The sequence below is a fragment of the Streptomyces sp. NPDC030838 genome (assembly GCF_055572035.1).
This window is the reverse complement of record NZ_JBVIED010000008.1, coordinates 222,724-235,272: the sequence shown is the minus strand read 5'-3', so window position 1 is coordinate 235,272 and position 12,549 is coordinate 222,724. Positions and strand designations below refer to the sequence as shown.

Annotated in this window: 12 protein-coding genes; 2 read left to right on the top strand and 10 right to left on the bottom strand. The window is 70.4% G+C overall.

Features of this window, described 5'->3' with window-relative positions:
• Positions 1–4 precede the first annotated feature (4 nt).
• A complete protein-coding gene (locus tag ACZ42A_RS22140) occupies positions 5–196 on the top strand; it encodes an acyl-CoA carboxylase epsilon subunit (RefSeq protein WP_468528957.1) in 192 nt (63 codons plus the stop codon).
• A 132-nt stretch (positions 197–328) separates the two neighbouring features.
• On the opposite strand, the gene ACZ42A_RS22135 is transcribed toward ACZ42A_RS22140, so the two are convergent.
• From ACZ42A_RS22135 to ACZ42A_RS22090, 10 genes are all read right to left on the bottom strand, one after another.
• The gene (locus ACZ42A_RS22135; RefSeq protein ID WP_468528956.1) at positions 329–889 is read right to left on the bottom strand and encodes a hypothetical protein; all 561 of its coding nucleotides are present in this window, start codon (positions 887–889) and stop codon (positions 329–331) included.
• Positions 852–1,106: an NACHT N-terminal Helical domain 1-containing protein gene (locus ACZ42A_RS22130; protein WP_468528955.1), complete on the bottom strand. Its 255-nt coding sequence runs from the start codon at positions 1,104–1,106 to the stop codon at positions 852–854. The genes ACZ42A_RS22135 and ACZ42A_RS22130 overlap by 38 nt, the downstream gene beginning before the upstream one ends.
• Before the next feature lie 78 nt (positions 1,107–1,184).
• A complete protein-coding gene (locus ACZ42A_RS22125; protein WP_003997631.1) occupies positions 1,185–1,766 on the bottom strand; it encodes a GTP-binding protein in 582 nt (193 codons plus the stop codon).
• Complete coding sequence (locus ACZ42A_RS22120; protein ID WP_468528954.1) at positions 1,747–2,319, bottom strand: DUF742 domain-containing protein; 573 nt, start codon at positions 2,317–2,319, stop codon at positions 1,747–1,749. The genes ACZ42A_RS22125 and ACZ42A_RS22120 overlap by 20 nt, the downstream gene beginning before the upstream one ends.
• 94 nt (positions 2,320–2,413) lie before the next feature.
• Entirely contained in the window at positions 2,414–2,827 is a 414-nt protein-coding gene (locus tag ACZ42A_RS22115; RefSeq protein ID WP_004983065.1) for a roadblock/LC7 domain-containing protein, read from the bottom strand.
• A 10-nt stretch (positions 2,828–2,837) separates the two neighbouring features.
• Positions 2,838–6,050 (bottom strand): sensor histidine kinase, encoded by a 3,213-nt coding sequence (locus ACZ42A_RS22110; RefSeq protein ID WP_468528953.1) that lies wholly within the window; start codon positions 6,048–6,050, stop codon positions 2,838–2,840.
• Positions 6,051–6,439: 389 nt separating this feature from the next.
• A complete protein-coding gene (locus ACZ42A_RS22105) occupies positions 6,440–7,027 on the bottom strand; it encodes a GTP-binding protein (protein ID WP_468528952.1) in 588 nt (195 codons plus the stop codon).
• A complete protein-coding gene (locus ACZ42A_RS22100; RefSeq protein WP_468528951.1) occupies positions 7,008–7,406 on the bottom strand; it encodes a DUF742 domain-containing protein in 399 nt (132 codons plus the stop codon). The genes ACZ42A_RS22105 and ACZ42A_RS22100 overlap by 20 nt, the downstream gene beginning before the upstream one ends.
• Before the next feature lie 112 nt (positions 7,407–7,518).
• Positions 7,519–7,932, bottom strand: a complete 414-nt coding sequence (locus tag ACZ42A_RS22095) for a roadblock/LC7 domain-containing protein (RefSeq protein WP_468529067.1) — start codon at positions 7,930–7,932, stop codon at positions 7,519–7,521.
• Positions 7,933–7,941: 9 nt separating this feature from the next.
• The gene (locus tag ACZ42A_RS22090; protein ID WP_468528950.1) at positions 7,942–11,694 is read right to left on the bottom strand and encodes a sensor histidine kinase; all 3,753 of its coding nucleotides are present in this window, start codon (positions 11,692–11,694) and stop codon (positions 7,942–7,944) included.
• A gap of 542 nt (positions 11,695–12,236) precedes the next feature.
• On the opposite strand from ACZ42A_RS22090, the gene ACZ42A_RS22085 reads away from it, so the two are divergent.
• Positions 12,237–12,425, top strand: coding sequence for a hypothetical protein (locus tag ACZ42A_RS22085; RefSeq protein ID WP_468528949.1), 189 nt, complete (start codon positions 12,237–12,239; stop codon positions 12,423–12,425).
• Positions 12,426–12,549 lie beyond the last annotated feature (124 nt).

Below are 12,549 nucleotides of genomic sequence, written 5' to 3'. Positions count from 1 at the left end.
TCGTATGTCCATGCCTGACATCCGTGTTGAGAAGGGCCACGCAGGGCCCGAGGAAGTCGCCGCCATCACGGCCCTCCTCCTGGCCCGCGCGGCCGCCCGCCCCGCCGAGATCGCCCCGACCCACAGCCGCGTCCGCGCCGCCTGGCGCCGCCTTGAGCGCGAGTCCGGTTTCCGGGCACCGCACAGCTGGCGCTGAGCCTTTTGACGGTGCCTACGGCCCCGCTCTCCTTTTGGAGGGCGGGGCCGTGGTGTGTTCAGACCACGCGGACGTCCACCCCGGGGAAATTCAGGGCGTCGAGGGATTCGGGCAGGAGGCAGTTCTGCAGGGTCAGCACCTTGGCAGGAACGGAGTACTGAGCTCCGTCGACAGCGAGAGGCGTGTGACCTCTGGGCCGAGACTCAGGTTCCCCAGATCCGATGTGTCGCTGATGCTGAGAAAGAGCGTTCTCAGCTCCCGGAGTTCCCCCAGCGCCTCCGTGTTCGTCATCGAGGTCGCCTCGTCGCCGAACAGTGCGAGAAACGTCAGGTGAGGCTGCGCCAGCACGCACGACAGGTCCACTTCGCCGCGAAGCCCGAAGCAGGCCAGAGTCCGAAGGGGAGGAAACCGCCGCACCGCTGGGAAGCCTCGGAAGGGATAGGTGATCGCCAGACTGGTGAGAGTGGTCAGCCGTAGCGCGGCGTCCCACTGACCTGAGTGGCTCAGCCTCACCGGCACGCCTCGCAGGGACACCTGTGACAGAACCTGATCCACGTAAGCGTCGGCGTCGAAGTAGCTCCAGCCGTCGAGGAGGGCCTTGACCGTTTCCTTCGTAGCGCCCACGGTGTACCTCGCCAGCAGCGCCAGCGCCTCCTCACCCCCGATGAGCGCGACCGTCCGAACCGTCTCCACCGCGGCCTGGCGGCATCTGCAGTCCCTCGCGGGGACGCCGCTGCTCGAACTGCCGCTCGACGCTCCGCTGGAGCCGCAGCCCGGGAACCCGCAGCCGTACCAGCTCGGCCATCGACATCCGGCGTTCCTGCTGCCGGCGCTTCCCGCCGAGCCAGGCCCCCGCCGCCGACCTCGCCACGGTCGTCCCCAGCCGTAACGCCGCCGCCTCCGCGCTCACCGCATCCCTCCCCGGAAAAAGCCAACGGCCCCCATCCCTCCCACAGGAGGAACGAGGGCCGCAAGGCGCAAGTGCCGACTACCGCAGTCGCGCCATCAGCGCATGCTCCACCAGCGTGATCAGCGTCGACTTCGCGTCCGCGCGGTGGCGGGCGTCGGTGGTGATGATCGGGGTGTCGGGGCCGATCTGGAGGGCCTCGCGGACCTCGTCGGGGGAGTACGGCTGGTTGCCGTCGAAGCCGTTGAGGGCGATGACGAACGGCAGGCCGCTGTTCTCGAAGTAGTCGACCGCGGGGAAGCAGTCGGCCAGGCGCCGGGTGTCCACGAGCACCACCGCGCCGATCGCGCCGCGCACCAGGTCGTCCCACATGAACCAGAAGCGGTCCTGGCCGGGCGTACCGAAGAGGTACAGGATCAGGTCCTGGTCGAGGGTGATGCGGCCGAAGTCCATGGCGACCGTGGTGGTCGTCTTGTCTCCGGTGTGGGTGAGGTCGTCGATGCCTGCCGAAGCAGACGTCATGACGGCCTCCGTGCGCAGCGGGTTGATCTCCGAGACGGCGCCGACGAACGTGGTCTTGCCCACGCCGAAGCCGCCCGCCACCACGATCTTCGCGGAGGTGGTGGAGCGGGAAGGACCGCCGCTAGAGCTTGCGAAGTCCACTGAGCACCCTTTCGAGCAGTGTCACGTCTGGCTGGCCACCGGCGTTCTCGTCGCCGCCGGGCTGATGGATGGCGACCAGTCCCGCCTCCGCCAAGTCGGCGACGAGGATCCTGGCCACGCCGAGAGGGATCGTGAGGAGAGCCGAGATCTCGGCCACCGACTTGATTTCCCGGCAGAGGTTGCAGATCCGCTGATGCTCGGGCAGCTGGCCCTGCATCTGGTGCGGAGCCGCGGTGGTGTGCACCAGCGCCTCGATGGCGAGCTGGTACCGCGGCCTGGTGCGGCCGCCCGTCATCGCGTACGGGCGCACCAGGGGGTTGTTCGACGCCCCGGCGGGCGCCGGCTCAGGGGTGCGGCGCTGCGGCTGCACGGGCTGGATACGCGGTGCCTGCGGCTGGTCGTACGGCGCGGGGCCGGGACCCTGCGGCGTGTACGGCTGCCGGTGGCTCGGGGCGGAGGGGAAGTTGTACCGGTTCGCCGAACCGTCGTTCTGGCCCTGGGCAGGGCCGTACGACCAGTTGCCCGAAGACGAACCGCCTGGGGGTGTTGCCACTTTCTCCTCCTCCGACTGTGCCGGGCACCCATCCCTGTGGAGCCGCGTCCCGAAACCTTACGGCCCCGGGACGCGAAAACGCACCGTCTGACTGTTAGTTGAGAAGGCTCCCCTGGAGCTCCGCACGGAGATCCGGAGTCAGAACCGTTCCCGCACGGTCCACGAGAAGCGCCATCTCGTACCCAATGAGGCCGATGTCCGCTTCGGGGTGGGCCAGAACCGCGAGCGACGACCCGTCCGAGATGGACATGATGAAGAGGAATCCTCGCTCCATCTCCACAACCGTCTGGTTCACGCTGCCGCCCTCGAAGATGCGCGAGGCACCGGCGGTCAGCGAGGTCAGACCGGAGGCGACGGCCGCGAGCTGGTCGGCGCGGTCGCGGGGAAAGCCTTCGGACATCGCCAGAAGGAGTCCGTCGGCGGAGACCACCACGGTGTGGGACACCCCGGGGGTGTTGTCCACGAAGTTGGTGATCAACCAGTTCAGGTTCTGTGCCGCCTGGCTCATCGGGCTCACACTAACGCTCCTGGTTGTAGGTGCTGTCAGGACCGAAGCCCTGGCCGTTCGTTTCACTTCCTGCGGTGCGTCCCCGCTGCACTCCCCGGCGCAGGTTGCTCAGCCTGCCCCGGACGTCCTCGGGGGCGCGGGAGACCTGTGGGCCTCCCTGCGGGGTCGTCTCCGCGGAGCCCTCGACCAGATTGGCCTTGGGCACCCGCCGCGGCAGGCCGGAGGAGGTCACTCCGCCCGCCTTCGGCTTCCGGAGCTGCGCGGCCTGCTGCCACCGCTCGTCGTTCGCCGAGCGCCAGCCGGTGTCGCCGTTGCTCTCCGGGGAGGGGGCCGGCGCTTCCTGGTTCACGCGCTGCGCGCCGCCGCCCGTGGTGCCGCTCGCGGTGGAGCCGCGGCGGGGAAGCCCGGCGTCGGTCAGCTCGTGCCCGGCGGAGGAAGCCGGTCCCGGACGGTCGAAGCCTACGCGGTCCCGCTCGCTCGCGTCAGCGGCCTGTGCAGATTCCGCTTCGGGAGCGTACTGGTCCGGGTAGCCGTTCCGGTAGCCGTCCTGCTGCTGCCAGTCAGCCTGGTAGGACTGCTCTTCGAAGCCCGAGTAGCTCTCCGAGGCAGCCGTGGGCGCCGCGGCGTGCGCGTCCTGGCCGGACTCCGCATACGTGGGCTCCGGGTAGCCGCCGGCCGAACGGAATCCGTCGTTTCGCGGCAGCCCGCCGTCCTGCGGGAAGTAGGGCTCCTCGTACGACTGCTGCTCCTCGTACGCCTGCTGCTGACCGTAGTCGGTCTGCTCGGCGTAGCCGCCCTGGCCGCCTCCGTAGGCGTGCTGGCCGGTCTGCTGGTCGAAGCCGTCGGCCGCGTAGGCCGACTCCGCGGCGGTCTCCTGGCCGGGGTGCTGGCCGTGTGCCTGCGCCTCCAGGGCCGCGCGGCGCTCCTCACGCATCAGGGAGCGGCCGACCGGGTCCAGTTCGCGGATGTCGTCCGGGACCTCGGTGTAACGGCTGTCGTCGAAGCCGAGCTCCGCCGCCGTGCGCATCGGCTGGCTGAAGTCCTCACCCTGGAACTGCTGCTCCGGGATGATCTGCGAGACCGTGAACTCCTCGCGGTCCACGGACCCGTCGCCACCGCCACCGTGGGTGATCGCGTCGGGCAGCATGACCAGCGAGGTGGTGCCGGCCTGCTCGCCGGAGGGGCGCAGCTGCACCCGGATGCCGTGCCGGTCGGAGAGCCGGCCGACCACGAACAGACCCATGCGCTGGGAGATCGCGGCGTCCACGGTCGGCGGGTTGGCCAGCTTGTGGTTGATGTCCGCGAAGTCCTCGGCGGTGAGGCCGATGCCCTTGTCGTGGATCTCGATCATCACGCGGCCGTCGGGCAGACGGGTCGCGGTGACGCGGACCTTGGTCTGCGGCGAGGAGAACGTGGTGGCGTTCTCCAGCAGCTCGGCCAGCAGGTGCACGAGGTCGGTCACGGCACGGCCGTGGATGTCGGCCTCCGGCACACCGGATATCTCGATGCGCTCGTACTGCTCCACCTCGGAGGAGGCGGCGCGCAGCACGTCGACCAGCGGGACCGGCTGGTCCCAGCGGCGGCCGGGCTCCTCGCCGGCGAGGACCAGCAGGTTCTCGCCGTTGCGGCGCATACGGGTGGCCAGGTGGTCCAGCTTGAAGAGGTTCTCCAGCTGGTCCGGGTCGGCCTCGTTGTTCTCCAGGTCGGTGATCAGGGTCAGCTGGCCCTCGATCAGCGACTGGTTGCGGCGCGACAGGTTGGTGAAGATCGCGTTGATGTTGCCCCGCAGCAGGGCCTGCTCGGCGGCGAGCCGCACGGCCTCGCGGTGGACCTGGTCGAAGGCGCGGGCGACCTCGCCGATCTCGTCCGTGGAGTTGATCGGGATCGGCGCGACCCGGGTGTCGACCCGGCCGGGGTCGGTGCGGGAGAGCTGGTCGACCAGCATCGGCAGACGCTGCTCGGCGATACCGAAGGCGGCGTTGCGCAGCTGGCGCATCGAGCGGCTCATCTGGCGGGCCACCATGCCGGCCAGGATGAACGCGGCGAGCAGCGCGATCACGACGGCGGCACCGGTGATGAAGGCGTCCGTCTTGGCGTCGTCCGCGATCTCGGACGCCTCGTTCACGGCCGTGTCCGCGAGGTCCGACTCGATCTGGCGGTACGCGTCGTACTTGAGGGTGTTGACCGCCCACCAGTTCTCGGGCGTGATGCCCTGCGCGGCGAGCAGGTCGCGCTCGGCCCGCGCGGTGGTCTTCAGGCCCGCGACGGCCGCGACGATCTTCTTCGGATCGGACGGCGGCGCCTTGTAGTTCGGGTCCTGGGCCAGCGCTTCCCTGGCCGCGGCCGCGGCGTCGGCCCGCATCTGCTTGTCGGCCGCCTCCAGCTTGTCCGCGTCGGCCTCGGTGCCACCGCCGATGTACTCCTCGATGGCGATGCGCTCGAGGTAGGCGTACGACGCGAGGGAGGTGCGCTGAGTGGCGAAGTCGCCGTTGCCGGGGCCCGGCTTCACCAGCAGCTGCATACCGATGGACCGCTCAAGCGACAGCGCGGCCTTGGTCAGCGAGATGGCGTAGACGGTACGGCCGTAGCTGGTGATGTTGCCGGTGCCCAGACCGAGCTCGTTGGCGAACTCCATCAGCGGGTGGGCGATCCTGACGTAGCCCTCCTGCGTCTGCACGCCCTTGAGACGGGAGGTGTAGGCGGCCTGGCGCAGCGCGTCCAGCTCGGGCTCGACCTTGTGGAACAGCTCCAGGCGGCGGTTCAGGCCGGCCTTGTCGGGCATGCTCTTCGCCGCCTCGTCGAAGGCGGCGGCGGCGTCGTCGGTCTTCTCCCGGGCGGCGACCACGGCCTTGTCGTCCTGGCCCTTGCCCTGGAGCAGGGGGGCGGCCGTGATGTCACGCTCGGTGTAGAGGGCGTCGGCGTAGGTGAGGGAGGCCCGCACCAGACGCGCGGTGTTCTCCGCGTCCTCGGCCTCCTGCCAGGTGTCGATCGAGCTCTTCACCTGGAAGCCGCCCATGACCAGACCGACCAGCACGGGAATGAGCAGGATCGCGTTCAGTCGGGTCGTCACCCGCCAGTTGCGCGGGGAGAAACGGCCGCCGCTCGGAGCGGGTGCGGCCGTCGGCTCCGAGCCGGGCACAACAGGGGCGGGCGCCGCTCCGCGCGGCGGCGGGGTGAAGTTGCCCCGGGCGGGCGGCTCGGGACCGTTCTTGCTTCGCCTCACTCGACCAACAACCTCTCGGCGGTCGGCACCTACGTCGTGCCGCAGTGTCTCAGAGCCCAGATCGCCATCGACCGTTGAGTACGTCTTTGACTATTGGGCAGTTCAGGCATTCCAGCACGTGGACCAGCGCTCTTCCAAACATGGGAAACCGGTGAAACCCCGTGAGGCAGGCCGCAGATAAAACGGTCATAAAGAGCGAGCCCCGTCAAAAGACGGGGCTTTTGTGCGCGCAGCGACACCACCCGACCGCGACGCGTGGCGGTACCACCGGATTCCTCTGCCGAAACGTTATGAACAGCGAAGCCGACCGTGTCAAAGGCCACAGTCGGCTCCGTTGTCCGTCTCGGAAGGGCTACGGCAACTGCCGTAACACATGCCGAACTTGGGTGCTACTTCAGGCGGGCCATCAGAGCGTGCTCGACCAGCGTGATCAGCGCGGACTTGGCGTCCGCGCGGTGCCGGGCGTCGGTGGTGATGATCGGGGTGTCCGGCCCGATCTGCAGGGCCTCGCGCACCTCGTCCGGTGCGTACGGCTGATGACCGTCGAAGCCGTTGAGCGCGACCACGAACGGCAGGCCGCTGTTCTCGAAGTAGTCCACCGCCGGGAAGCAGTCCGCCAGCCGCCGGGTGTCCACCAGGACCACCGCGCCGATGGCGCCACGCACCAGGTCGTCCCACATGAACCAGAAGCGGTCCTGCCCCGGCGTACCGAAGAGGTACAGGATCAGGTCCTGGTCCAGGGTGATCCGGCCGAAGTCCATGGCCACGGTCGTCGTGGTCTTGTCCCCGGTGTGGGTGAGGTCGTCGATGCCCGCGCTGGCGGACGTCATCACGGCCTCCGTGCGCAGCGGGTTGATCTCCGAGACGGCACCCACGAACGTGGTCTTGCCCACGCCGAAGCCACCCGCCACCACGATCTTCGCGGAGGTGGTGGAACGCCCCGGAGCCACGGCCCCGCTAGAGCTTGCGAAGTCCACTGAGCACCCTTTCGAGCAGTGTCACGTCCGGTGCACCGCCGTTGTTCTCGTCGCCGCCCGGCTGGTGTACGGCGACCAGTCCGGCCTCGGCGAGGTCCGCGACCAGGATCCGGGCCACGCCGAGCGGCATGTTCAGCAGCGCCGACACCTCGGCGACCGACTTCACCTCGCGGCACAGATGGCAGATGCGCTGGTGCTCGGGGAGCAGCCCCATGAGCGCTGCCGGGTCGGCCGTGGTGCTGATCAGTGCCTCGAGGGCCAGCTGGTAGCGCGGCCGGGTCCGGCCGCCGGTCATCGCATAGGGACGGACCAGCGGCTGGTCGCCCTCGTCCCCGTACGGATCTGTGTACGGATCATGAGAGGCGGTGGGCGGGGTCATGAATCCTCCGGGCGGGACAGCAAGTTGGTCAGTCAAGCCGTCTGACGGTGGCCGGTGGGGGGATTGTGGCGGCCGGACGGTGATTTGGTGAGACGGGTGGATCTTGAGTCGGTCAGTGGAGCAGACTGCCTTGCAGTTCGGCGCGCAGGTCCGGCGTGAGCACCGCGCCCGCACGGTCCACGAGCAGTGCCATCTCGTAGCCGACGAGTCCGATGTCCGCCTCGGGGTGCGCCAGGACGGCCAGCGACGAGCCGTCGGAGATGGACATGAGGAAGAGGAATCCCCGCTCCATCTCGACGACCGTCTGTGCCACATCGCCGCCCTCGAAGATCCGGGAGGCCCCGGCTGTCAGCGAGGTGAGCCCGGACGCGACGGCCGCCAGCTGGTCGGCACGGTCGCGCGGGAAGCCCTCGGACAGCGCCAGCAGAAGGCCGTCGGCGGACACGACGACGGTGTGGGACACCCCGGGGGTGTTGTCCACGAAGTTGGTGATCAACCAGTTGAGGTTCTGTGCCGCCTGGCTCATCGGGCTCAACTAACGCTCCTGCGGGTGAGTGGGGCTCGGGAAACTGCCCGTCTGGCCCGAACCGGCCTGACGGCCCTGTGCGATACCCCGACGGAGGTTGGTGAGTCGGCCGCGCACGTCCTGGGGAGCGCGCGAGACCTGCGGACCGGTCTGGTTCGGCTGCTGCTGAGCGGTGCCCGGGACGAGGTTCGCCCGGGGGACCCGGCGCGGCAGGCCGGAGGTGGTGACCCCGCCGGCGGCGGGCTGGCGGACGCGCTCGGCCTGCTTCACGAGGTCGTCGTTGGGCGAGCTGCGCCAGGCGGCCGAGGCCGACCGCTGCGGTCCGGTGGGAGCCTGCTGCTGCGGCGCCCGCTCGGGCCGGGCCTGCGGAGCCTGCGGGGCCGGCTGGCCCTGCTGTGCCTGCTGACCCTGCTGGCCGTGGAACCAGTTGGTCTCCAGCGTGTCGTACAGCGGCGTACGCCCGTCCCCGGGACCGGCCGGCGGCAGCGCCTCCGGCTCCGGACGACCGGGCCGCGCCTGCGGACGCTGCGCGCCGTGCTGGGCGCCGAAGTCCGCCTGACCGTTCTGCCGGCCACCGGGCAGGGCGTGCCGGCCGGTGGCCGAGCCGTCCTGGGCGGGCACCGGGAACTGGCCGGTGGAGCCGTTGTCGTAGCCCTGCTGCTGGGCCGCCGGGAACTGGCCCGTCGAACCGTTGTCGTACGCCTGCGGGGCAGGGGACTGGCCCGTGGTGCTGCCGTTGTACGCCTGCGGCGTCGCGAACTGGCCGGTGGAGCCGTTGTCGTAGCCCTGCTGCGCCGGGAACCGGCCCGTGCTCGCCGGGTCGCCCGCGGCGGGCGTGCCGAAGACGTCCGGGCGGACGAACTGGCCCGTCTGCTGCGGGGTGTTCGCGCCCGGGTGGCCGAAGTCGGCACCGGCGGGCGGGGCCTGACGCTCGTCGATGCGCGGAATCGCCGGCATCTCCGTCGTGGAGCCGGGACCCTGACGGTCGTCGATCCGCGGCATCCGGGAAGTCTGCGAGACGTCCGGCTCCTCGTGGCCGCGCGGGGTGTCCAGCGAGGCACGCGGCACCGGCGGCTGGGCGTTCTCGTCGCTCCAGCTGGGCACGCGGGGCTGCGCGTTGCCACCGGGCAGTTCCGCCCGCGGGCCACCGCGCGGCGGCAGCTGCGGCTGCTGACCGCGCCGGCCGCGCTCGCCGCCCGCGTTCTGGTTCGCGGCGTCACGCTGCGGCGGTACGGGGCCGCGGGCACCCTGGCCCTGCGGCGCACCGCCCGGACCGGCGGCCTGCAGACCCTGCGGGGCGCCGGCACCGGCGGGCGCCGGACGGCCCTGCTGGGGCGCGGGAGCCTGCGGACGCGGGGCACCGGGGCCACCCGGGGCGCCCGGACGGCCGCCCCCGTCCCGGCCGGGGAGCGCGGCGCGCGGGCCCTGACCGGCCCCGAGCAGCCCGCCGCCGGCACCGCCCGCACCGAGGGCACCGCCGTTCGCGCCGCCGCCGAGGGCACCGCCGTTCTGGCGTCGGGCCGCGGCCGCGCCGGCGGCGGCCTGCGCGGCGGCCGGACCGCCGGAGCCACCGGCGCCCTGGCCCTGCTTGGGCTGCGGCTTCTTGCCGCCCTGGGCGACGTCGACGGGCAGCATGACCAGCGCGGTCGTACCGCCGGAGTCCGACGGGCGCAGCTGGATGCGGATGCCGTGCCGCTGGGACAGACGGCCGACCACGAACAGACCCATGCGGCGGGAGACGGAGACGTCCACGGTGGGCGGCGAGGCGAGCCGCTCGTTGATCGCCGCGAGGTCCTCGGGGGACAGACCGATACCGGTGTCGTGGATCTCGATCAGCACCCGGCCGTCGGGCAGGGCGTGACCGGTGACCTTGACCTTGGTCTGCGGGGAGGAGAAGGAGGTGGCGTTCTCCAGCAGCTCGGCGAGCAGGTGCACGAGGTCGTTGACGACCCGGCCGGCGACCTGGGTGGTCGGCACGGCGGCCAGCTCGATGCGCTCGTACTGCTCCACCTCGGACGCGGCGGCACGCAGCACGTCGACCAGCGGAACCGGGCGGGTCCAGCGCCGGCCGGGCTCCTCACCCGCGAGAACGAGCAGGTTCTCACCGTTACGGCGCATACGCGTGGCGAGGTGGTCCAGCTTGAACAGGGAGGCCAGCTGGTCCGGGTCGGCCTCGCGGGACTCCAGTTCGGAGATCAGCGACAGCTGGCGCTGGATCAGACCCTGGGAGCGGCGCGAGAGGTTGGTGAACATCGCGTTGACGTTGCCCCGCAGCAGGGCCTGCTCGGCGGCGAGGCGGACCGCCTCGCGGTGCACGTCGTCGAAGGCCGCGGCCACCCGGCCGATCTCGTCCCGGGAGTGCACACCGACCGACTCCACGGACGTGTCGACGTCCTGCGGGTCGGACTCGGACAGCTGCTTGACCAGCTCGGGCAGGCGCTCGGAGGCGACCTTGGTCGCCGTGTCCTCCAGCCGGCGCAGCGAGCGGATCATGGAGCGGGCCACCACGAAGGCGCCGACCAGCGACACGCCGAGCACGAGCAGGATCAGCGCACCGGAGATGATCGCTTCCTGCTCCGACTCGCTGCGCAGCTCGCGGGCCTTCTGCTCCATCTCTTCGAGCAGCGTGCGCTCGATCTTCTTCATCTGCTCGATCTTGGCCGAGCTGTCGTCCACCCAGTCCTGGTACGAGCGCTTCTCCAGGCCCTCCAGGCCCTCGGGCCGGCCGAACGCGCGGGAGGCGTAGAGGTCGGTGGCCTCGATGGTGGAGTTGCCCTCTTCGATGGGCTCGAGCAGTTCCGCGGCGTTCTCGTCGCCGTAGATGCTCCGGAAGCTGTTGAGGTCGGACTTCTGGCTCTGCAGCGCCGACTCGGCGTACAGGCGGTCGTTCGCGGAGAGGTTGCCGTAGGTGGTCTTGTTCGCGGGCAGGGCCGCCGCGAGGACCGCGCGCTGGATGGAGGCGTACTCCTTGGCGGAGGAGAAGGCCGCCAGGGCACGCGTGCGCTGGATCATCTCCGGGTTGCTGGTCGCCTCGGCCATGTCCTGCGACAGGTCGAGCAGGTGCTCGATCAGGCGGTGGTAGGCCTCGACGGTCTGCATGTTGTTGTTCTTGGCCTCGTAGGCCGCGCTGCGGACCTTGTTCAGGGTCATCAGGTCGCGCGCCAGACCGACGACGCTGTCCCGGACGCCCTGGAGGTTGCCGTCCCGGCTGGCGCTGTCGATCTCCTCGGAGGCGTCGAGGAAGTTCTGCAGGGCACGGTCGGTCTTGTCCCGGTAGCCCTTGACGGTGATGCTGCTGGACGTCGAGTTGTGCGCCAGCGGACCCGCGGACTTGTCGCGCTCCTCCTGGAGCGCCATGGCCAGCTCGGTGGCCTGCTTGGTCATGTCCGTCAGCAGCTTCATGTTGTCGAGCTGCTGCTGCTCCTCCATGGACTGGGCGATACGCAGCGCGCCCAGCGAGGTGGCCGCGACCACCGGGAGGGTGAGCAGCGCGACCAGACGGGTGGAGATCCGCCAGTTGCGCAGGGCTATTCGCGGGCCGGGTCCGGCCGGGCCCTGCGGGGGCTTCACGGTCGGAGCAGTGGGGCTCGCCGGGCCCGAGGGCGCGGACGTGCCGGGGCGCCCGGAGCGCGCGGGGCCGTCACCGGACGGGCCCTGGCCCTGGGCGTGCTGGGGCGAGGAGCTGCCGGCCATGGGGCCAGTCCCGCCGTGCGGCTCCGGCTCCGCCGAAGCGCTGCCATCCCTCTTGAAACGTCCCTGCACTAGCGTCGCAACCTCTGGACCAGGCGTCTCTCCGCGAACGGAGTGACGGTGTCGGCGTCGTCGGGGACGCCCTGAATACGTCCCCGGGTGGTCGTGAGTGACCGGCGCTGGCTTCCCCCTTCTCGCCGCCACTCGGCGCTTTTCGCGCCACCCTGCGCGCCGGCTCGTTCCTGCGGCGGTCCGTGGAATTCCAGCACAGTGCCGGATCTCCAACAAGGCCCGTTGGTCAGGCTGTGACCTCCGTGACAGCATGTGAGGGCCAGGTTACGGGACGTCGAACAGGGTCCCTCTTATAGCGGACATTTGCCTACGATCCGCCGAGGTGTGCGCGGTGTCCCAGTCGCCATGATCAGGAGCGGAATGGTCGCTTCAGTCGCCGAATGTCCGTTTCATTGGCATGAGTTGCGGGCCTGAATTGACCGGTTTGGGCGTGACTTCGTGAGCAAACTCACACGCGATTCATGAGCGCTTCCGCCCTTTGACGGGAATCCGCATGTTTAGCCTGACGCTTTACAAGAGACCGCGCTCTGTAGAGGACCCCCGTGAAGACGACGACGATGTTCCACAAGATCGCCAACCCGCGGCGCACGACGCTGGCGCACCTGAAGGACGCCGACGAACTGCAGACCCCGGTGCAGCCGGAGCACTCCGTCGAGCTCCCCTCCCAGACGGCCAACCCGAAGCGTACGGTCCTCATGGAGGTCCCGGTGGGCGCCGCGGCGGCCGAGTAGCCGAGCAGCCACACCTCGACACGGGTCGACCAGGGCGCCTCGCGCACAATGCGCGGGGCGCCCGGCCTTTGCCGCGTTAGCCTGGAGCGTCAGACTCCCGCCAGCTCAGTCAAGGGGCAAAGCA

What these genes read in the sequence shown, in the direction of transcription:
- ACZ42A_RS22140 (WP_468528957.1), top strand. Translation starts at nt 5, where the DNA reads ATGTCCATGCCTGACATCCGTGTTGAGAAGGGCCACGCAGGGCCCGAG.
- ACZ42A_RS22115 (WP_004983065.1), bottom strand. Translation starts at nt 2,827, where the DNA reads ATGAGCCAGGCGGCACAGAACCTGAACTGGTTGATCACCAACTTCGTG.
- ACZ42A_RS22100 (WP_468528951.1), bottom strand. Translation starts at nt 7,406, where the DNA reads ATGACCCCGCCCACCGCCTCTCATGATCCGTACACAGATCCGTACGGG.
- ACZ42A_RS22095 (WP_468529067.1), bottom strand. Translation starts at nt 7,932, where the DNA reads ATGAGCCAGGCGGCACAGAACCTCAACTGGTTGATCACCAACTTCGTG.